This window comes from Psychrobacillus sp. FSL H8-0483, assembly GCF_038637725.1.
GTDB lineage: Bacteria > Bacillota > Bacilli > Bacillales_A > Planococcaceae > Psychrobacillus.
Genome location: NZ_CP152052.1, coordinates 461,026 through 482,842 on the forward strand (window position 1 = coordinate 461,026; position 21,817 = coordinate 482,842).

Genomic DNA, 21,817 nt, shown 5'->3' on the forward strand with positions numbered 1-21,817 from the left:
ATATATCCAGAGAAAAGTTGTTTGGCTGAATAGAATATAAAAGGAGCATTTAAGGGAGGTGTGCAAATTGAAGACCAGCAGGGGAAGACTTAGTCAATATAAAATATTACAGGATGAAAAAAAATTACGTAATTATCTAGTTGAAACGGTGTTATTCACGAAAGAATCACTATTTGCTCTTTTAGAAAAGCATAAAGCGGTTGTTCTAAAGCCTTCTTTTGGTCCTGGTGATCTCATGATCTCTCTAGAAAATAATAAATACAAAATTAAATCGCAAAGGAAAATAGTTACAGTTAATAACATGGAGGAAATGTATGAATATATAAATCTGTATGAAATAAAACAAAAATACTATATTATTCAGGTCCAAAAACTTACTTCCAGTATTTTCCAAAACCCTTATCACTCCTTCGTTACTGTTCATCGAAAGTCATCTTCAGCCAATTGGCGAATAGTTTCCATAACGGATAACGACTATTACTCTCATCTTAGACAGTTTTTTCAAAAGTATTTATTAAAAAAAATCAGGAGCATACCTATTCTTGCAGCTGAAAAACTTGGAAGATCATTTCCTAGTTGTAACACAATTGTAATCGAAATCATGTCTGACTTTACAAAAGGCATATGGATTTATGACACAAGCCTTCATTTTTCTATTAGTAAGTGGGATCAATACCAAACATTTCGTACGAGTAAGACAATTTTATCTTATGTACCAAAGACGGATTTACTCACACATGCATCCTTTAGCGATTTATTAAAGAGATTTAACGAAATTATCATTAAGCCTTGTACCGGTCAGCATGGAATAGGAGTAGTACAAATAAAAAGAAAAGATTCCTTTACTTATGAAATTCACTATGGAATAAGGAAAATAACAAAACCGAATCTTGAAGAAGCTTTTTCTTATATTAAAGAAACCTTCCTTTCTAAGAAGGATTATATCGTTCAGCAAAGAGTACAGCTGGCAACGATATATGACTGTCCAATAGACGTAAGGGTAATTACTCAAAAAGTTGATTCCACATGGAGTGTAACTGGCAAAATGGTTAAAGTAGCAGGAGATAATTTTATCATTACGAATGCGGCTCAGAAACTACTAACTCTAGAGAATGGCATTCAAGAATCCACTATATCACATAAAAAGTATGAAATTTTCGAAGCCAAAATAGAAGGGATTTGTATATCCGCTGCAAAAAAACTGGATGAAAAAAATATGGAACTATCAATTATCGGCTTTGACGTTGGTATTACAGATCAAGGAGATATATGGATTATTGAAGGGAATTATGTACCTGACCTTACTATGTTCAAGGAACTCGAAGATCAACAGGTTTATATGAATATGTTGAATATCAAAAAATTTAATTTTAAATCTATTCGTTCCTTGAATCAATAAAAAAAAACGAATGAGGTGGATTTCTTGAAAAATAAACTAGGAAAATGGCGCGACTGATAAAGTCCAATAGATTTGTAACACTGTAAATAGTAGTTTCTGGAATACTTTTAGCTGTTACGGGATTTTGACTCAACAACAAATGTTGTTAAGGGAAATCCTTCCACAGTGTGCGAGAGGTGAGTGTAAGCACAGCAACTAAAGGATCCCTAAGGGAAGTTTACAATTTGATTACAAACGTTTCAAATGTATTAAAGTGTGGAGTTTACTATTTATAGAAAATATGTAAAAAATGTCTACTAAAGCACCTTAATTCATATTAATTTTTTTTACATGTTCTAATTTTCTTCTAAATTGTTATTCGTTTTCACCAGTTCCAATCCGCCAAACCTATTGAAAGAATCGTTCTGATCTTTTGTTTTTTTTCATGTTCGACTTTCTTAAGATGTACTAACCATTCAAGAGTAAATTTGAAAAAAATAATAAATGTTTGTACATGATTCACAAAAGTAATTGGTATCATAAATTCACTCTTTTCATACTATGTATAAAAGAAAGCCCCTAGATGGAGGGAAAAGATGGATATTTTAAACAAGGTCAAAAGCTACCGTGAAGAAGAGAATAAACTTAAGTGGGAAGGCTCGTTCGAGGAGTATTTAGCTATTGTGAAGGATAGACCAGAAGTTGCGCAAACGGCACACTCACGTGTATATAATATGATTAAAAGCTCGGGGTTAACGGAAAGAGATGGGCTTAAGATGTACCGTTTCTTCGGAAAAGAAATATTTGGACTGGAAACGGCGATTGAACGACTAGTGGAAGAATATTTTCATCCCGCTGCCAAAAGATTAGATGTTCGTAAACGAATTCTTTTGTTAATGGGGCCGGTTAGTGGAGGGAAATCATCCATTGTGACACTGTTAAAACGTGGTCTTGAACAGTATTCAAGGACAGATGAAGGAGCAGTTTACGCAATAAAAGGTTGTCCAATGCATGAGGATCCTCTGCACTTGATTCCACATCATTTGCGTGAGGATTTTACAGAAGAGTATGGAATTCGTATAGAAGGTAGTTTGTCACCACTAAACACGATGCGGCTTGAAAAAGAGTATGATGATCGCATAGAACATGTAGTAATAGAGAGGATTTTTTTCTCAGAAGACAAACGAGTAGGAATCGGTACATTTACACCTTCTGACCCTAAATCGCAAGATATCGCTGATCTAACGGGTAGTATTGATTTTTCAACAATTGCAGAATTTGGTTCAGAGTCAGACCCTCGTGCTTACCGTTTCGATGGTGAATTAAATAAAGCAAATCGTGGGATGATGGAATTTCAAGAGATGCTCAAATTAGATGAGAAGTTTCTTTGGCATTTATTATCCTTGACGCAAGAAGGAAATTTTAAAGCAGGTAGATTTGCTTTAATCAGTGCCGATGAACTGATCGTAGCGCATACGAACGAAACGGAGTACCGTTCGTTTATTTCCAATAAAAAGAATGAAGCACTACACTCGAGAATTATCGTAATGCCAATTCCTTATAACTTAAAAGTAAGTCAGGAAGAACGTATATATGAAAAAATGATTAAGGAAAGTGATATGACACATGTTCATATTGCACCGCATGCATTAAGAGCTGCTGCAATCTTTTCCATTTTAACAAGACTAGAAGTTCCTAAAAAACAAGGAATTGATATTGTGAAGAAAATGCGCCTATATGACGGAGAAAGCGTAGAAGGATTTAATGAAATTGACGTGGAAGAATTGAAAAAAGAATCCCTTAACGAAGGGATGAAAGGAATAGATCCTCGGTATGTGATTAATAGAATTTCTTCCGCTATCATTCGCAAAGAAGTGCCATCAATCAATGCACTGGATGTTTTACGTGCTTTAAAAGATGGGCTTGACCAGCACGCATCCATATCCCAAGAAGACCGAGATAAATACATGAATTATATTGCTATTGCTCGAAAAGAATACGATGAAATTGCGAAGAAAGAAGTTCAAAAAGCTTTTGTGTATTCTTATGAAGAGTCTGCTATATCGTTAATGAATAACTACTTAGATAATGTGGAGGCATATTGTAATAAAAACAAAATGAGAGATCCACTTACCGGTGAAGAAATGAATCCAGATGAAAAACTGATGCGTTCGATTGAAGAACAAATTGGTATATCTGAAAATGCGAAGAAAGCGTTTAGAGAAGAAATTCTAATTCGTCTCTCAGCCTATGCTAGAAAAGGAATTCGATTTGAATATAACTCCCATGAACGTTTACGTGAAGCGATTCAAAAGAAACTCTTCGCAGATTTAAAAGATGTTGTCAAAATTACTACTTCTTCCAAAACACCGGATGAAGCGCATCTTAAAAAGGTTAATGAAGTAGTGGCTAGATTAATAGATGAACATGGATATAACTCCACTTCAGCAAACGAATTATTACGTTACGTAGGTAGCCTGCTCAATCGATAAGGAAAAAAACAAGACTGATTATTTTTCATTAGTCTTGTTTTTTTATATACATTGGCAATAACTTTGTATACCTGGCATAAGATAAAAAATAGGTAGGTGTTGATGAGAGTGAGCGAAAAAGAAGAAAAACAATTTGTCATCTCACAGGAAAATTGGTCCTTGCATCGAAAAGGGTATCAAGATCAGGAACGTCATGTGGATAAAGTAAAAGAAGCTATTAGGGATAACTTACCAGAATTAATAAGTGAAGAAAGTATTATTATGTCGAATGGACGAGATGTGATTAAAATACCCATTCGCTCTCTAGATGAATATAAAATTCGTTACAATTATGATAAAACAAAACATGTAGGTCAAGGGGATGGCGATAGTCAAGTAGGGGATGTCATTGCTCGTGGTTCAGAAGACGGAGAAAGTGGATCAGGTCAAGGGAAGCAAGCTGGAGATAAAGCTGGGCAAGATTATTATGAAGCAGAAGTCACTATTGCTGAACTAGAAAATGTTTTATTCAAAGAGATGGAATTACCAAATTTACAGCAAAAAGAACAAGCAGACATTACAATCGATAAAGTGGAATTTAATGATATACGTAAAAAAGGGCTTATGGGGAATATCGATAAAAAGCGGACAATTATTACAGCTATCAAACGAAATGCAATGAAAGGAAAAGCGGAAATTTCCCCTCTGAATAATGATGATTTGCGTTTCAAAACATGGGATGAAGTGACAAAACCCGAATCTAAGGCAGTTGTGCTGGCAATGATGGATACAAGTGGATCCATGGGGGCATTTGAAAAGTATTGCGCAAGAAGTTTCTTTTTCTGGATGACAAGATTTTTACGCTCCAAATATGAAACGGTCGAAATTGAATTTATTGCTCATCACACAGAGGCAAAAGTCGTGACAGAAGAAGCATTCTTTTCGAAAGGAGAAAGTGGTGGAACTATTTGTTCCTCTGCATATCAAAAAGCATTAGAGCTTATAGCTCAAAAGTACAATCCAACCCGCTTCAATATTTATCCTGTTCACTTTTCAGACGGAGAAAATATGACAAGTGATAATGAGAAATGTTTAAAGCTTGTTAATGAACTAATGGAAGTTTCTAGTATGTTTGGATACGGAGAAGTGAATGCACATAGTCGATATTCTACTCTAATGAACACATATAAAAAATTGGATAATCCGAAATTTCGTCATTATGTATTGAAGGGAAATCGTGACGTATATGAAGCATTGAAAAGCCTTTTTAAAGCTACAGTTTGAGTTGGAAGGGGGTAAGGTGATGGATAAGAAGCTTCATCATGCAATAGCAGAGATTACGGAGATTGCATCAGGTTTTGGACTTGATTATTTCCCTATGCGTTATGAAATTTGCCCTGCTGATATTATTTATACATTTGGCGCGTATGGAATGCCAACACGCTTTACTCATTGGAGTTTTGGAAAGCAATTTCACAAGATGAAGATGCAATATGACTTTGGACTAAGTCAAATATACGAGCTTGTCATTAACTCAAATCCTTGTTATGCGTTTTTACTGGATACCAATAGTCTTATTCAAAATAAACTCATTATTGCTCATGTACTTGCTCACTGTGATTTTTTTAAAAATAATGTTCGTTTTTCCAATACGAGAAGAGACATGGTTGAAAGTATGACGGCAACAGCTGAACGAATTGCGGTTTATGAAATGCTTCATGGTAAAGAAGAGATAGAAAGCTTTTTAGACGCTGTCTTAGCTATTCAAGAGCATATAGATCCCTCCATTATTAGGCCAAAACTGCCAGACTATAATTTGGAGGAGGAAGAAGTAGAGGCAGTACGTAAAACAGCCTATGATGATCTATGGAACATTGATCAACCAACAAATGATAAGAAGTCAACTGTTCTAAAAAGAAAAAAATTTCCTCCAAATCCCGAAAAAGATTTATTGTTGTTTATCCAAGAGTATAGTCGTGAATTAGAAGAATGGCAACGTGATATCTTAACAATGTTGCGAGAGGAGATGCTTTACTTTTGGCCACAACTAGAAACGAAAATAATGAATGAGGGTTGGGCCTCCTATTGGCATCAACGAATCTTAAGGGAAATGGATTTAACATCTGATGAAACGATAGAATTTGCGAAATTAAATGCAAATGTTGTTCAGCCATCTCGAACGACTATAAATCCATATTATTTAGGGTTGAAAATTTTTGAAGACATCGAAAAGAGGTATGACCATCCTAATGAAGAAATGAAAAGAATAGGGATAAAGCCTAACTCTGGCCGAGAAAAAATGTTCGAAGTAAGAGAAATTGAATCGGATATTTCCTTTATTCGAAACTATTTAACAAAAGACTTGATGAAGAAAGAAGACCTGTATTTGTTTGAAAAAAAGAACGGAAACTATCAAATAACAGATAAAGATTACGAGCATGTAAGAGACCAACTCGTTTCCATGCGAGTCAATGGAAGTTTTCCATATATTGTAGTGGAAGATGGAGATTACTCGCGTAACGGAGAACTATATTTAAAACATGGGTATGAGGGAACGGAACTGGATTCTCGCTATTTAGAAAATGTGCTCCCTTATATTTATCAACTTTGGGGGCGTACTGTGCATTTGGAAACATATGTAGAGAATAAACTAACCCTCTATTCCTATGATGGAAAAAAAGCCTCACGCAGTTTCATTTGAGTAAAATGGAACGTATAGTTGGATGAAAATGAAGGAATGATATATTTGCAGTCCGAACGCTTCAAACACACCTTCGAAAAGACGACCAGAAAAAGAAGCTCTTTCCATAAGCGAAAAGCTTCTTTTTCAAGTTGACTTGCTTTACCCGTATTTAAGAACCGACAAAGTCCCCACCATCGACATGGATGGTTTGTCCGGTCATGTAGCTTGAATCGGAGGAAGCTAAAAACACATAAGCGGCTGCATTTTCAGCGGGTTGCCCACGTCTACCTATTGGGGTGTCATCACCGTGTTTCTTCACTTTATCTTTATCGAAAGTTGCAGGAATTAGCGGAGTCCATATCGGCCCCGGTGCAACAGCATTTACACGAATTCCCTTCTCAACTAAATTTAGTGCAAGGGACCTTGTGAAGGAGGTAATTGCTCCTTTTGTAGCTGAATAATCAATGAGCTCCGGAGCTCCTTTATATGCAGTAACAGAAGAGGTATTTACTATCGTATCACCTTTTGACATATGAGGAAGAGCTGCCTGTGTTAAATAAAACATAGAATAAATATTCGTTGAAAAAGTTTCTTGTAATTGATCAGGAGTGATCTGCAAAAAGTCTTTCTGAGGAAATTGTTTTCCGGCATTGTTGACTACTATATTTATATGGCCAAAATTTTGAATTACTTGATCCACAGCACTTCGACAGTTTTCATCATCGCTCAAATCAGTTTCAATTTTGATTGCCTTCACTCCGAATTCTTCTATGAGTACCACTGTTTTCTCAGCGTCTTCCTGTTCGTTTGGATCCAAATAAACAATAGCGACATTCGCACCCTCTTTTGCAAAAGCAATAGAAACAGCTCGACCAATTCCACTGTCACCACCTGTAACAATCGCCACTTTTTCCTTTAGCTTACCAGAACCTTTATAGTCTTTGTCATCAAAAATAGGAGTAGGTGACATTTCTTCTTCGATACCCGGTTGTTGGTTTTGGGTTTGTCCTGAAACCTCATTATGGATTTTCTTATATTTATCTGGCATCATGGAAATCCTCCTTTAATAGTCACTCATCCTATTCTTCCCTTCCTGGACGAAAACAAACTATGAAAAGGGATTTTAGATCTTATTACCTTTCCAAGATATAATGATTTACCATTAAACTTATTGTAAGTATTCGAAAAATGGTAGGAGATAGATGAAATGAGTGAAACTAATTTTTTACTAGAAGCATTTAAACAAACCAACGATCAACTAGCAGGCCATGGAAAGAGAAACGTCCAAATTCTAAAAGAAGCTTTGCAAGAAGTTGATGGACAACAAGAAAGCGACGTATATGGCAGTGGACAGATTATCGAAGAATTTCAAGCGAAAATGGCTACGTATTTAGGAAAAGAAACAGCTGTATTTTTCCCAAGTGGTACAATGGCACAGCAAATCGCGCTACGTATATGGTGTGATGAAAAAGGCTTGAAAAAAGTTGCTTATCATCCATTATGCCATTTAGAGATCCATGAGGAAGATGGCTTAAAGGAATTACATCACATCGAGTCTATTTTGCTAGCAGATAAAAGCAGATTAATAGAATTGGATGATGTGTTGAGTATGAAAGAGGAAGTTGCATCCATACTACTTGAATTACCTCAACGCGAGATAGGTGGACAGTTAGCAGATTTTGAAACGCTGGAATCCATTTCTAACTATTGCCGTCAAAGAGGCATTAAGTTGCATTTAGATGGAGCACGACTTCTGGAGGTTCTTCCATATTATCAAAAAACAGCTGCGGAAATTTGTAGACTTTTTGATAGCGTATATATTTCCTTTTACAAAGGAATCGGTGGAATTGCTGGAGCAATTCTTGCAGGTGATAAAGAGTTTACAGAGAAGTCGAAAGTATGGAAAAGACGGTACGGTGGAGATTTAATTAGCCTATATCCATATATTGTTAGCGCAAATTATTATTTTGATGAAAGATCTTCAAAAATGGAGAAGTACTACGAAGATGCGAAAGAGCTGGCTAAATTCTTCAACTCTTGTCATGCGGTTTCAACAATACCGATTGAACCCGTTTCAAATATGTTTCATGTTCATTTTCATGCACCGAAAGAGCGAATGGAATCTTTGCTAGTAGAGATATATAAGGAAACAAGTATTGGTTTAACAGGATACTTACGGGAAGTAACGAAGGATACGTGTTCTTACGAAGTAAGTATTGGAGATCAGTATGCCAAACTACTCGAAGAAAAAGTGAAACATGTCTTCCAGTTGCTTGATGAGAAAATGAAGAGTTCTGGTTACTAATTCTTTTCAAAAAACATGTCAACTATGAATAAAACCTAACCATTTGCACAAATTACTTTTCATGGAGGTGAATGTTCATGCCAAAAGATAAAAATGTGAGGAAGTCATTAGACCGAGAAGAATATGGTTTCGGACACGATCTTAGTCCAGATGATTTGGATGTAATAGGTCAAAATCAAAATGCGAAGAAAAATAACGATAATGAAAATAAAGGTAAACCCTCAAAGAAAGACAGCCCCTCAAGATTAAATATCTAATAGTATTTTGAATGTAAAAGTGCCCGTATGCGACCAATGACTAATTGTTCGCATACGGGCACTTTAATTTTTATTATGTTAAACGATATGGACGAAAATCCGCTCGTTTTTTGATGAAAAATAACATCAAGGTGATTCCGTTGCAGGCGGACGCTTTCCGCGGGCGGTCCGTGAGCCTCCTCGTCGCAAGCTCCTGCGGGGTCTCACCTGGACGCGCTTTTCCCGCTGGAGTCGCCGCCTTCCACTCCCATCACCATAAAATGAATAGGCTTTAAACTAAAAAAGAAGCGTGTTTCCTTTATAATAGAAGGAACTAATTTAGGTGATGTGCCTAGTGATTTCGAATCAAGTATTCCTTCACTTAAGCCCTTACATGGCACTGTACGATTTAATCGTGCCAAAAGATAATGCAGATGACCGGTGGGGCATAAGATAGAGGATTCTTCTTTCTTAGGCTTTAATACACATATTTCGATGATCGTTGAACGTATTATTACAGCAGCAGTGGTGACAACAGGCGAAAAAAGGACAGGCAATATCTACAAGAAGTAATTTAAAAAAGTAAGGAAACGGGCATGGAAGTGGAAACGGATATTGCCGATACAGCCTATTCATGAAAAGACAATTTTATTTATACAATCGAGTTAATTTCATATATAATACTTTGTCATTAAAATACGAACATTTATCACTTTGTTGATTGAAGCGACAGGCGGCGACTCCAGCGGGATGAGTGAGACAGATAAGACATCATAAACGCCGCTGAGCGGCGGTGATGGCTTATCGCTCACCCCGCGGAAAGCGTCCGCCTATAGCGGAAATCAACTATACTTTATTCCGTGTAAAAATATATATATTTCTTTATGTTTTATTCATGTAAATTGGAAATATGAAATTGATTCAAACAAAGAAAGCGCTATAAAATCGAAGCGGAAAATAGTGAATGGAAGAATTCTCACGGATACAATACAGCATCCTCTGCGGGTTTATTTGGCATTGAAATACGAGGTGCCACAACGATGTTCGCCGTTAATCTGAAACGGATTTTGAAATTGCTGAACGAAAAAGAGGAGAAATAGACAAAGAAATCCGGCACTTCCTGTTCGAAATTGGAACAAGAAGTGTCGGATTTTTGTTTAATAAGAATTTACTGTTTTAAAAACGTAAGTTTTTCAGTGGCCTAAATTAACAGAGCCTAATTTTAAAGGAATTTATCAAAAACTTTAACTAGTTCTTGTACTCCAAGGTAACCAAACATAATGAGACAACTTACTAACACAGCATTAGGAACCAATTTGTTTCTCGCTTCTACTTCTACCTTTTTAGAGTTTAATAGCAAAAGTAAAGACGCAGCTAAAAATGGCATAAATAATGCCCCTAAAGCACCATACAGGATAATAAGTTCAACTGGTTTACCAAAGTAAAACAAAATCATTGGTGGGAATGTAAGCCAGCATAAGTAAAAGCGATACGCAGGATCTTTTACAGATACTTCTTGTTTTCCTGGTAGTTTCTTTTTACGTACTGTTTTAACGAAGTCAGCAAACAGATAAGGAACTCCATTCCAAACGCCTAGAAGTGAAGAAAAAGCAGCAGACCAAAAAGCCACTAGGAACATCCATTTCATTGGAGTACCGAACTCTTCTCCAAGCATGTGCGCTAACTTAACTAAACCTTCATCATCTCGAATACTGACACCAGTACCCATTAAGAACTGTGCACCAATAATTAGTCCAGCTAAAGTAAAGAGTCCAGTCAGAAGGTAAGCAATTTTTGCATCCGTACGCATTGCAGCAATCCATTGTTTTCCTTTCCAACCTTTTTCAGTTAACCAATAACCATAAGATGCCATTGTAATAGTTCCCCCTACGCCCCCAACAAGTCCGAGCATTAGAATAAAGGACCCTTGAGGAATTCGTGGAACTAATCCATAGCTGAATTCACCGATACTCGGTAGGAATAAAGCTGCAGTACCAATAATTGTAACGAACATAATTGCGATCAGGACAGCCATTACTTTTTCAAAAAAGAGATAGCGTCCTACCCAGATTAATATAAATCCAACAAGTGAATGGACAACTGCCCATGCCCAAATTGGCATGATAGGGAACATAGCATGCATGGCCATCCCTGATGTGGAGGCTGCGGCAGCCCCATATACGAATCCCCAAATAATCGAATATACGCCGAAATAGCCCGTAGCCCATTTACCTAGTTGATGCCAGCCCTCTAATATAGTTTGTCCAGTAGCTAAGTACCATCTTCCAACTCCTTCATTTAAAAAATATTTTAAAACAGATCCTACAATGATTGCCCAAACAAATGTCATCCCGAATTGTGTACCTATTACGAGTGACGTTATTAAATCCGCTGTCCCTGCCCCAGTGGCTGCAACAACAATTCCCGGACCAATATTTCTAAGTTTTTCACCAAATGTTTTTGGTGGAAGTAGTTGTTGATTAATCTCCATTGTCATAAATTATCCCCCTATATTGCATCTTAAATAAAAGATGAAACCCCTTACATTTAATTTTGTACGATATTCGTACGTGTGTACGAATAATGAATTTAACTTATTATAACTAGACAGATTTATTATTGCAATCAAAATTTTTAAATATATAGATTAATATGAATTTAAATGTCGAATTTTGTTCTAATTACCAACCCTTTTTCCTACATTAATATAACGACATGAAAAAGGGAGAAGGTCATGTATGTTAATAGATGGGGTGTTTTCAGGTGGTGGAATGAAAGGGATTGGATTAGTAGGTGCTTATCAAGTGCTAGAAGAAAAGGGCTATCGTTTTAAACGTGTGGCAGGAACAAGTGCGGGGGCGATTCTTGCGTGTTTTATAGCAGCTGGATTTACAAGCAAGGAAATAGAAGAATTGATGGTCAATCAAAACTTTCAAGCCCTCTTAGATCCTCGTAAGACAGTCATTCCGGTTCCTTTTATGAAGTGGTTAAATCTGTATTGGGGTCTAGGTTTATATCAAGGGAAGGCATTAGAAAACTGGTTTCTGGAAAAGCTTGCAAAAAAAGGGGTTTATACATTTTCGGATATAGCACCGGGAACTTTGAAGCTTGTGGCTTCGGATTTAACGAACGGAAAAATGTTGGTTCTTCCGGATGATTTAGTCAAGTATGGATTATCTCCAGATAAGTTTCTTGTTAGTCGAGCGTTACGCATGAGCTGTGGCATTCCCTTCTTCTTTGAACCAGTGAGATTAAAGGTAAGTTCAGGGGATACGATCGTTGTAGATGGTGGTGTGTTAAGTAATTTTCCAATGTGGATTTTTGATAACGGACAAAAAGAGCGCCCTGTAGTTGGCCTTAAGTTGAGCGGTAGTTCAGAAGAAATAGAACCGCGTAAAATAAAAAATGGCCTAAATTTATTTGAAGCGCTCTTTTCTACAATGAAAAATGCACATGATGATAGATATATTTCACGCAAAATTGAAAAGAATGTAATCTTTATTCCTGTCGATGAATACAGTGCTACTCAGTTTGATCTGAGTGATGAGATGAAAGCCGATCTGTTATTAAAAGGCCGAAAGAGTGCTACTCAATTTTTAAAAACGTGGTAATTAAGTGAATCGCATATGTTTAATTCCTCTTAGCAAAGGAATACTAGAAGGGAGAGCGTTAATAAAGGAGACGATTATTCATGACGAAAACTGCGAAAGAGCAAGCACTAAAAATTTTAAACAATAATATGGTTGGCACGATGGCAACGATTCAGCAAAATAAACCGCACTCCCGTTATATGACTTTTTTTAATGATGACTTCACTCTATATACAGCTACTAGTAATAACACACATAAAGTCGAAGAAGTTAAAAAAAATCCAAATACCCATATTTTATTAGGTTACGACGGAAAAGGATTTGGAGACGCTTTTTTAGAAATTGAAGGAACTGTAACAGTTTCAGATGATGAGACGATGAAGGAAAAAGTATGGAATAAAGCTTTAAAAGGGTGGTTCGATGGACCAGAAGATCCTACTCTCATCATATTAAAAATAACGCCTACACATATTCGTGTCATGAATACAAAGGGTCTTGAACCACAGATCGTTGAATTGTAGGCTAATGATTTTGTCATCGAATCTCTCTACTTTGATGGAAACAAAAGATGTTTGTGTGACCTTGCCAATTAATTTGGTAAGGTCTTTTCTATATTAGAAGCGTTAGGAATAAAGAATAGTTCCTAACATGTCATTGTATTTCATATACTTGATTGGAGGTTAAATGGTGGACACATATCAAAAACTTGCAAGAACAGTAATCATTAATAAAAAAAATCGCCTCATTAGCTACGATGAATCTTTAAATCTTATTGGGGCGGGAAGAAGTGCTTTTGTTTTTAAATTAAAGAAAACTAATAAAGCTATGAAAGTATTTTTCTCTAATTTTGAGCACCTTGCAAAAACAGAAGGTGAAATTTATGATGCACTTCAAACGATTCATTATTATCCTTCCGTTTATGAGCTTGGCTCGAATTATATTGTGATGGACTACATTGATGGTCAAACACTTTTTGAGTGTTTGACTAATGGAAAGCTAATAACATCCGTTCACATCGATGAAATTGATTCTGCATTATCATTGGCTTCAGAACGGGGATTAAATCCTTCTGATATTCATTTGAAAAATATTATTATTACATCTAATGAAGAGATAAGAATAATTGATGTTGCACGATTTAGACAAACCAATGACTGTATGCAATGGACTCATTTAAAAAAATCTTACCATCAGCTTTACCAAAAACGTTTCTTTCCACAGAAAATTCCTGTCTTCTCTTTAAATATTTTGGCCTTCTTATACAAAAAAAGCCTTATCCCCACTTATAGAGGATAAGGAATTAATTGGAAAACTTTAAATGATAGGGTCAGCGCTGTTGCCGAGTCTTTCAACAATCCTTCTCTTTCGATAAAGCATCATCCCTGCTTCTGCAATATCATTTACAGCGGAACGATTAACAATGGCACCAAAGACCAGTCCGGCAATTGGTATCATTTGAAAAAGCTTTTTCCAACCAAACTGATCGCGGTAGGAGAAAACAACTTCGCGCCATCCTTGGATTTCAGATACCACCTCTCGTTTAGCAGCTTCGTCCTGAATATCAAACATAGATAATTGGGTAAGAATCGTTCGCTTTCCAACAATGTCAGCAGAAATGAATTGTAGGCATTTGACGATAAATAGACGCTCTTTTTTATCATGAGGATCATAGCCGTAGCAAATAGCGATGTCCTGTAAGGTTTTTAACTGTAATCCTAAGAGAAGTGGAATATCAATTGAAAATGTAAAAATACCACCAATTCCAGTACTAGCACCTTGAAATGTAGCAATTTTTTTTCTGTTTTTTGTAAGACCTTCTACAGCATTGTCCATTTTGGAAATAGGGAGTTGTTTCACATCTTCTAATGTTTGAACCTCTAATTTAGGATAATAAGAAGGGATTTTGGAAGAGGAACTTAAATAGCTACCTCCTGATTGAATGTATTGTCCAAGCTCATCCAATAGTGTTCCGATTTTATTTTGGATAAATGTAGGTGTCCATTTATCAATGAATTTAAATGGTAAACGCCCAAGCTTTTCCCAAAACCATAAATCACTTTGGTCTTTTTCCCAAACCTCGACTTTTTTTAACTCTTCTGTTAACCATTGCTTCGAATCTGTCACTTGCATAATCGCCTCTTTCTTTGCTTATTAATTCAACGAAATTCGATGAATAAAGTTCAATTGTTATGATGAAGTTTAGAAGTGCTTCTTTGCGGCTATGATACCAGTTGCACCTTTGCGATGGTTCATTTGAATACTATTTTTTTAAATGGACAAACTAAATGAATAAAAAGGGAAGGCATGTGGTACTTGTGAAAAACCTAAAATTCGTTCGTTCCACAATTGGTGTGAAGTACCAAAAAAAAGCACAATCGGAAGTAGGGAATAGTACAAAAGCAGAGCAATTTATTAAAGACTTAAAAAACCATACAAGTAAAATGAATGATGTTATTTTCAAAAAAATACCTACAAGTGAAAGTGTTGTAACAGTCATTTATTCCAGTTCACTTGTAGATAAAATAACTATGCAATTAATGATATTTATTCCCTTAGCAAATCATTTGAATCAAATTCACCAAGTAGCTGAAGTTATAAAAACGACAGATGTCAATGGAATTACATCAAAGCTCATTTCCGGTCAAACACTTCTGTACTTCCACCAGTCGAATTTATTATTAAGCATTGATACATACAGTGCACCTACTCGTTCCATAACGAATACTGAAACAGAGTCGACAGTTATTGGTCCACAAGATGCTTTTACGGAATCGCTAGAAACAAATATATCTTTAGTAAAAAGACGTATCCAAAATCCAATGTTGAAAAATGAAGAACGTACTATAGGAAAAGAAACGAACACGAAGATTTCGATATTATATATAGATAATATTGTCAATCAAGAAAATTTAGAAAGACTAAGGAATCGAATTGATCATATTGATTATCCGGCATACTTCGATATTTCCGTATTAAAGCAGTTAATCGAAGATAACCCTTTATCTCCTTTTCCACAATACTATATGACGGTAAGACCGGACACTGTAGCGTATTATCTCCTCGATGGAAGAATGGTTGTTTTTATGGATAATAGTCAAGATGCCCTTGTTTGTCCGACCTCTTTTTTGGAAATGTTCATTTCCATAGAGGATTATTATAATAGATGGACTACCGCATCTTTACTTCGAATGCTCCGTTTTTTTGGATTTTTCTTGACAATCATGATAACACCTATGTACATATCAGCTTTAACATTTCATCCGGAAATTCTTCCTTATGAACTTCTATTGAATTTGCAGGAGTCAAGAAGTAAAGTACCTTTTCCACCGCTTTTTGAAGTGTTGTTTATTGAACTAATTATAGAAGTCTTAAGGGAAGCTGGGTCTCGAATGCCTACAAAAGTAGGGCAAACCATTGGTATCGTAGGAGGTATTGTAATTGGTACGGCAGCAGTTGAGGCGGGTCTCATTAGTAATATTTTAATTGTCTTAGTTGCAACCTCCTCGTTACTTTCTTTTTTGCCTCCTATATTTTTAATGAGTAATACGAGTAGATTTGTTCGATATATTTTTATTCTATCTGCAGGGTTATTTGGGTTGTTTGGACAAATGCTAGCTTTTGCTTGGCTAATTACTCACTTATTAAGATTAAATTCTTTAGGAACTCCTTTTATGACACCGGTTATTCCACGAAAAGCGTCAGATTTAATGGATAGTATTGTTAGGTTTCCAATGGCTTATCTAAAAGAGAAAATGGGAATCTCAAGGTCACAGAAAAAGTAGAATGTTTTGGGGGAGGTGTTGGAGTGAGTACAAACAAGCGGAAACTTTTGAATAGATATCATGTTGTTTTTTTGGTACAAAGTACGATGTTTGGTACTGGAGTCCTCTCACTCCCTCAGAGACTGAGTTCTCTAGGGTATAGTCAAGCACTTTTCCCATTATTGTTTGGTGTCATTGCAAGTCTGTCGATTTGGCCAATGATTTGGATTAACTCAAAGTATAAAAATGAAAATTTGTTTAGAATAAATGAAATATTGTTAGGGAAGTGGATAGGTAAAAGTATCAATTTATTTATAGTTCTTCAATTTACTCTTTTTTTAGCAGCAATTATTAGTAGTTATATGAATCTTATACAAACTACAGCGCTTCCTGAACAGACTATGACGATCCCCGTACTATTTTTTTTGCTGTTACTTACCTACATTGTAAATGGTGGAATAAAATCCGTTGCAAGGTTTTGTATCATGGCATTTTTCATCACTATACCAATGTTGTACTTTTTACGTTGGGCAATTGAGAAAGGTGAAATGAGTCATTTATTTCCTTTATTTAATTACAATGGACATGAATTTTTTGAAGCTTTGAGAAAAGGATATTTATCTATACTGGGATATGAGGTTATCATGTTTTATTTCCCGTATATTGTGAATCAAAAGAAAGCATATAAACATGCTCTTGTTGGAATTTGGATAAGTATTATTCTTTGCTTTATAACAACTATAGTGAGTGTTCTATACTACTCAGAATGGCAGTTGGAAAATATCGAATTTTCTGTTTTGCATTTGTTTAAGGCAGGCGAATTTTCCTTTATTGAGAGAATTGATATTATTGGTATCACATTGTGGATATTTTTAATTTTATCTACGGCAGCTGGATATTTATGGAGTGCTAAGAAAGGTCTAGATTCCCTTCGATCGAAAAAAAAGAAATACCATGTATATTTAATAACTATCGTGATTTTTGCTGTTGTGGTAATGCCTATTTCTCATGAATCTCAGAAGAAATTATTTGAGGGAAGTCATTATGTTGGTTATTTACTTTTAGTCTGGCCGATATTTTTAAGTGTTGTCCATATACTTAGAAAAAAGCAGGTGCAACAATGAATGTAAAATTTATAATACTTGCTATTATTCTTGCTATGGCATTTTTAACAGGTTGTTCAGCAAAAGTAAAGAAAATTCCTTTGGAAGATGTAGGGATGGTTGGGGTTATGGCAATTGACTATATTGATGAAAACTCGTTGAAGTTAACAGTGGCGATTCCTCAATATTCGCCTGTAGCGAAAGAACATACCCAAATTTTCTCCGTGACCACAGAATTAGTTTCACAAGGAATTGTCGATATAGAAGCACTTTCTGATAAAAAGGTAGTATTGAACCAATTACGGGTTGTCCTTCTCAATGAAGAGTTTGCAAGGCATGGAAAAGCTAGAGAAATAATAAAGCATTTATTTAGAAATGCAGAAGTTGGTAATAAGGTGCTAATTGCAGTAGTTAAAGAGAGTGGTGAAGAAATATTAAAAGAGGAATATCCTGATAAGCCTAATATTAACTTTTATTTAAATGATTTATTACAACCAAGTATTAATACTGCATTTAATCCGAACACCAATATCCATGATTTTGTATATACACAAACAAATCCAGTATTTGACTCGATTGTCCCTTTACTAGAAAAAAAAGAAGGTAAAATAGAGATAAATGGAATTGCTTTATTTAAAGGAGAAAAAATGCTACGAAGTTTATCGAAAGATGATGCTCTCATCATTCAAGCATTACAAGGGCGTAAAAAACTTGCTCCATTATATATAAAATTGAATGATAATAATAAAGAAGAAAAAATGATGCTCGATTTAATTAACAGTAAGGTGAGGATGAAAGGTAATAAAAGTGTGGATTCACCAAAATTAACTGTTTCTTTGAAAATTGAAGGTACACTTGTGGAGTATAAAGGGGAAAGAGAAGGTCGTCTGAGCACACCTGAGGAAATATTAAAACTTGAAGAAGATGTAAACAAAGAAATTGAAAAAGACATCAGTAAATTTTTGGAGAGTTTAAAAGAACTAAAGGTTGATCCAATAGGTTTAACCGAAAAATTTCGCATGCACTACCATGGAGATTGGGATAAAACTATGACGAGAGAAACAATAAGTAAATTACAATGGGACATTCACGTTGAAACGTCAATTGTTAGTACAGGTACGTTAAGGTGAGTTTAGAAAACACAAGGTAGCTGGAGCCTTTACAGCTACTTTATTAAAAGGTTCTGCTTACTTACCTTTTTGGCTCTGTTAAACGATGGTGTTGTTATCGGCTAAAATCCGCTCGCTTTTCTCGCAAGCTCGCTCTGGTGTCTTGGCAGCCTGTTTTTCCGCAGGAGTCTCGCGAATTTTCAACACAAAATATATGCTTCTAAAAAACAACAGCTTAATTTAACGAGGGCACTGAAAAACTAGAAAATAGTATTTTTGTTGGAACTATTTGCTGTATTTAATTTAAGAGAATTTAGCGGGACGCATGAGACTCCTGCGGGAAAGCGAATGCCAAAGCGCTAAATTCTCTTAGGGGCTATTTGATAGATAATTTATTAGAATGACACTTTTTCAGTGCCTCAATTTAACAGAGGCATCTATTTAAAATACTTCAGTGTAGACTGCAAAATAACCTGAAAATTAAAACCCCACTAGAAATAATCAAAGTGGGGGAGGATTTGTATAATTATTGTTCCGTTAAATTTATTTCTTTTTATTATTTCGTTTTTTAAACGATTCGTTATGTTCCAGTTCACCAAATTCTCGAGCAAATTCTTCTTGAATTTCATTTGGTTTAATTTTTTGATTTTTAGGCGTTTGAGGGAGCGTATCTTTGTTCTGACTTTTCCCTTGTTTATTATCTCTACCCATGCAAATCCTCCTTTCGTATATTACGTACCTAACTAATATGGCATGGAAGGTTTGTTTCTACTCATAAAATAAAAAAAAACACTGAGGGTTTTTTTCCCAGTGCTTTAGGTAGTATGGAATTTTATCTCAAAACCAATTCCCTTGTTGTATTCTTCGTTTCTGTTTGTGCAACGGAAATAGAAGGTGAACTAAACATAATTTCAAATGTCGTACCTACACCTAGTTCACTTTCTACATGTATAGTTCCATTCATTGCACGGATAAAGCTGAAAACAACAATCATACCAAGGCCTGTTCCTTTATCGCCTTTTGTTGAATAATAAGGTTCTCCTAACCGAACCACTTGTTCAGATGTCATACCAGACCCTGTATCCCCAATTGTTATACTCACATTTGTTTGTGTGGAGTGTGTCTCAACCTTTAATATTCCACCATTCGGCATTGCTTCAATGGCATTTTTCATTATATTCACTAAGCATTGATGGAATTTCTGCCGGTCACCCTCAATAGTTGCCTCATGTGAAAAGTTAGTTATTACTTGAACGGAATTCCGATTTGCAGAAGGTTGCAGTAATTGGATAACTTGTTGTATTTCCTCTTGGACGATAAGGGATTCGACTAACTTTATTTCAGGTTTAGATAAATTCAAATAATCTTGAATGACTCTTTCCGCTGATTTAAGCTCTCTTCTTAAAATGGAAAGGTATTGCAATCGATTTTCATCAGAAATATTCTCACTTTGCAAAAGCTGGACAAAGCCGATTGCTGCTGTCAGTGGATTCCTTATTTCATGAGAAATAGCAGCACCCATTTTCTCGATTACTTCCTGCCTGTTTACTTTTAAGAGTTTTTCGCTCAAAATGGTGGATTTTCTTGTTTCCTCGATATAGTATGCAATCATTCCAACTCCTAATGGTTGGATGAATAAAAAAGCAAAATATACATCGTACAAAGGGTAAGGCAGATGTACAAATTCCAAAACTGTTTGTATTAAACTAAGCAAAAATGTAAATCCAACTGAAAATAGGATTCGTTGATTAGATGATTGTTTTAAAAAAAATGGAGAAAGCCTCCATAACGAGAAAGAAATAGCACTATAGAATATTGCGGTAAGCCAAAATTCGAAGTCAACACCATTCATTCCACTAATCCCAATGGTAACTAACCCCAATAAAGGGCCTAGTCCCATATAGAGACCGCCAATAATAATAGGAATATTTCTTAAATCAAAATAGAAGCCTTCGTGTATAGGATAGCTAAATGCGAGACAGATGAAGAAACTAATAACAAGATAAAAGAAGGCTACTCTTTTAATAGACCTTGTAATATTCAGCCTTTCAACCCATAACAAACCTAAAAAAAGTAATACTATTAACAAAGATAGGTTAAAAAAAAAGTGTTTAGTCAATTCCAACGTATTACCTCTCTTCAACAACAGAATGGGCAGATACTGTCTAAAAATGTGTTAGTTTACTCAACGCTTCAAATGAGGTTTTATCGGTTTAAAAGAAAATTTCAAAAATTCCCCTTTTCCGTTCTCCCTTTTTACTTCATCAATCGTCCCTTTCATCGCACGCACGATACTGAAAGAAAGTGTCATAGAGAAGTCTTTTTGTTTTAATTCTTCGCTACAAATGCTTGTTTCATTATCTTGTATAGTAATGACTATATGAGTTGTCGTTTCTACTGCTTCTATTAGTAATGTACCACCGTTTGGTCTAGATTCAATAGAATTTTTAATAATATTTATAAAGCATTGTTGAAACTTAGAACGGTCTCCTTCCATTAATCTAGTCGAAGAGAAGTTAGTGGATAATTTAACAGAATGATAGTTAGCTAACGGCTGTAATAACTTAATAACGTGCATTAGTTCTTCCTGTACATTTAATGGTTCTACTGATTCAAGTATTGGTTTGGAATAGGATAGATAATCTTGGATAATTCTTTCGGCTGAATCCAATTCATCTTTTAGGATAGCAAGGTATTGTGTTCTTTTTTCCATGTCATGATTGTCTTTATGTAGCAGTTCGACAAAACCAAGTGCTGTTGTTAATGGATTGCGAATTTCATGTGAGATAGCAGCACCCATTTGTTCAATTGCTTCTAATTTTTCAGCAATAATTAACTGATGACGTAAAAGATTGTTTTTTTCAATCATTTCTATAATATATGCAATTATCACTACCCCAAGAGGAGGAACAACTAAATAAGCAAAAAACAAATCAGGTATATCATTAGATGGTGCAATTTTTAACACAAGGATTAGGATACCAACACTCAGAAAAAAAGCATGTCCCATAGAAAAAAGAATTCGATGGTTTGAAGTGAGCCTCATAAACCACGGGGAAATAACCCATAAGTAAATGCTGAAAGTCGTGTAAATGACGCATCCTACCATAAAACCAAAATCAATTCCGTGAAATCCACGCATGAAAATGACCAATAAACCCAAAGCAGGACTTTGCCTTAG

18 protein-coding genes and 2 pseudogenes are annotated in these 21,817 nt (G+C 35.4%); 14 read left to right on the forward strand and 6 right to left on the reverse strand.

Annotated elements, in window-relative coordinates:
• Positions 1–67 precede the first annotated feature (67 nt).
• The 4 genes from MHB48_RS02270 (at position 68) to MHB48_RS02285 (ending at position 6,550) form a co-directional block, all read left to right on the forward strand.
• Complete coding sequence (locus MHB48_RS02270) at positions 68–1,399, forward strand: YheC/YheD family protein (RefSeq protein WP_342599953.1); 1,332 nt, start codon at positions 68–70, stop codon at positions 1,397–1,399.
• Between the two features lie 575 nt (positions 1,400–1,974).
• Positions 1,975–3,870: a PrkA family serine protein kinase gene (locus MHB48_RS02275; protein WP_342599954.1), complete on the forward strand. Its 1,896-nt coding sequence runs from the start codon at positions 1,975–1,977 to the stop codon at positions 3,868–3,870.
• 108 nt (positions 3,871–3,978) lie between these two features.
• On the forward strand, positions 3,979–5,133 hold the full coding sequence (gene yhbH / locus MHB48_RS02280; RefSeq protein ID WP_342599955.1) for a sporulation protein YhbH: 1,155 nt from the start codon (positions 3,979–3,981) through the stop codon (positions 5,131–5,133).
• Between the two features lie 19 nt (positions 5,134–5,152).
• Entirely contained in the window at positions 5,153–6,550 is a 1,398-nt protein-coding gene (locus MHB48_RS02285) for a SpoVR family protein (protein WP_342599956.1), read from the forward strand.
• A gap of 151 nt (positions 6,551–6,701) precedes the next feature.
• Here MHB48_RS02285 and MHB48_RS02290 read toward each other — a convergent pair whose 3' ends face one another.
• Positions 6,702–7,583: an SDR family oxidoreductase gene (locus MHB48_RS02290; protein WP_342599957.1), complete on the reverse strand. Its 882-nt coding sequence runs from the start codon at positions 7,581–7,583 to the stop codon at positions 6,702–6,704.
• A gap of 156 nt (positions 7,584–7,739) precedes the next feature.
• On the opposite strand from MHB48_RS02290, the gene MHB48_RS02295 reads away from it, so the two are divergent.
• From MHB48_RS02295 to MHB48_RS02310, 4 genes and pseudogenes are all read left to right on the forward strand, one after another.
• Positions 7,740–8,837: an aminotransferase class I/II-fold pyridoxal phosphate-dependent enzyme gene (locus tag MHB48_RS02295; protein WP_342599958.1), complete on the forward strand. Its 1,098-nt coding sequence runs from the start codon at positions 7,740–7,742 to the stop codon at positions 8,835–8,837.
• Positions 8,838–8,914: 77 nt separating this feature from the next.
• Positions 8,915–9,094, forward strand: a complete 180-nt coding sequence (locus MHB48_RS02300) for a hypothetical protein (protein WP_340917415.1) — start codon at positions 8,915–8,917, stop codon at positions 9,092–9,094.
• A gap of 420 nt (positions 9,095–9,514) precedes the next feature.
• A pseudogene (locus tag MHB48_RS02305) lies at positions 9,515–9,708 on the forward strand (IS5/IS1182 family transposase); the annotation flags it as partial.
• A 288-nt stretch (positions 9,709–9,996) separates the two neighbouring features.
• Positions 9,997–10,173: pseudogene (locus tag MHB48_RS02310) on the forward strand (IS5/IS1182 family transposase); the annotation flags it as partial.
• A gap of 122 nt (positions 10,174–10,295) precedes the next feature.
• Here MHB48_RS02310 and MHB48_RS02315 read toward each other — a convergent pair.
• Entirely contained in the window at positions 10,296–11,570 is a 1,275-nt protein-coding gene (locus tag MHB48_RS02315) for an Nramp family divalent metal transporter (protein WP_342599959.1), read from the reverse strand.
• 241 nt (positions 11,571–11,811) lie between these two features.
• On the opposite strand from MHB48_RS02315, the gene MHB48_RS02320 reads away from it, so the two are divergent.
• The 3 genes from MHB48_RS02320 to MHB48_RS02330 all read left to right on the forward strand — a co-directional run bounded on the left by MHB48_RS02320 (position 11,812) and on the right by MHB48_RS02330 (position 13,959).
• On the forward strand, positions 11,812–12,684 hold the full coding sequence (locus MHB48_RS02320) for a patatin-like phospholipase family protein (protein ID WP_342599960.1): 873 nt from the start codon (positions 11,812–11,814) through the stop codon (positions 12,682–12,684).
• An 80-nt stretch (positions 12,685–12,764) separates the two neighbouring features.
• Complete coding sequence (locus MHB48_RS02325; RefSeq protein WP_342599961.1) at positions 12,765–13,184, forward strand: pyridoxamine 5'-phosphate oxidase family protein; 420 nt, start codon at positions 12,765–12,767, stop codon at positions 13,182–13,184.
• 163 nt (positions 13,185–13,347) lie between these two features.
• Complete coding sequence (locus MHB48_RS02330; RefSeq protein WP_342599962.1) at positions 13,348–13,959, forward strand: RIO1 family regulatory kinase/ATPase; 612 nt, start codon at positions 13,348–13,350, stop codon at positions 13,957–13,959.
• 18 nt (positions 13,960–13,977) lie between these two features.
• On the opposite strand, the gene MHB48_RS02335 is transcribed toward MHB48_RS02330, so the two are convergent.
• On the reverse strand, positions 13,978–14,793 hold the full coding sequence (locus MHB48_RS02335) for an EcsC family protein (protein WP_342599963.1): 816 nt from the start codon (positions 14,791–14,793) through the stop codon (positions 13,978–13,980).
• Between the two features lie 155 nt (positions 14,794–14,948).
• On the opposite strand from MHB48_RS02335, the gene MHB48_RS02340 reads away from it, so the two are divergent.
• From MHB48_RS02340 to MHB48_RS02350, 3 genes are read left to right on the forward strand one after another with little or no spacing between them, the layout of a single operon-like run.
• On the forward strand, positions 14,949–16,445 hold the full coding sequence (locus tag MHB48_RS02340) for a spore germination protein (RefSeq protein WP_342599964.1): 1,497 nt from the start codon (positions 14,949–14,951) through the stop codon (positions 16,443–16,445).
• A gap of 23 nt (positions 16,446–16,468) precedes the next feature.
• Positions 16,469–17,548 carry a GerAB/ArcD/ProY family transporter gene (locus MHB48_RS02345; RefSeq protein ID WP_342599965.1) on the forward strand — a complete coding sequence of 360 codons (1,080 nt, stop codon included), beginning with the start codon at positions 16,469–16,471 and terminating at the stop codon, positions 17,546–17,548.
• The gene (locus tag MHB48_RS02350; protein WP_342599966.1) at positions 17,545–18,657 is read left to right on the forward strand and encodes a Ger(x)C family spore germination protein; all 1,113 of its coding nucleotides are present in this window, start codon (positions 17,545–17,547) and stop codon (positions 18,655–18,657) included. The genes MHB48_RS02345 and MHB48_RS02350 overlap by 4 nt, the downstream gene beginning before the upstream one ends.
• Before the next feature lie 522 nt (positions 18,658–19,179).
• Here MHB48_RS02350 and MHB48_RS02355 read toward each other — a convergent pair.
• The 3 genes from MHB48_RS02355 to MHB48_RS02365 form a co-directional block, all read right to left on the reverse strand.
• Positions 19,180–19,347: a YfhD family protein gene (locus MHB48_RS02355; RefSeq protein ID WP_342599967.1), complete on the reverse strand. Its 168-nt coding sequence runs from the start codon at positions 19,345–19,347 to the stop codon at positions 19,180–19,182.
• 121 nt (positions 19,348–19,468) lie between these two features.
• Positions 19,469–20,761 (reverse strand): ATP-binding protein, encoded by a 1,293-nt coding sequence (locus MHB48_RS02360; protein ID WP_342599968.1) that lies wholly within the window; start codon positions 20,759–20,761, stop codon positions 19,469–19,471.
• A 60-nt stretch (positions 20,762–20,821) separates the two neighbouring features.
• Complete coding sequence (locus tag MHB48_RS02365) at positions 20,822–21,604, reverse strand: HAMP domain-containing sensor histidine kinase (protein ID WP_342599969.1); 783 nt, start codon at positions 21,602–21,604, stop codon at positions 20,822–20,824.
• Positions 21,605–21,817 lie beyond the last annotated feature (213 nt).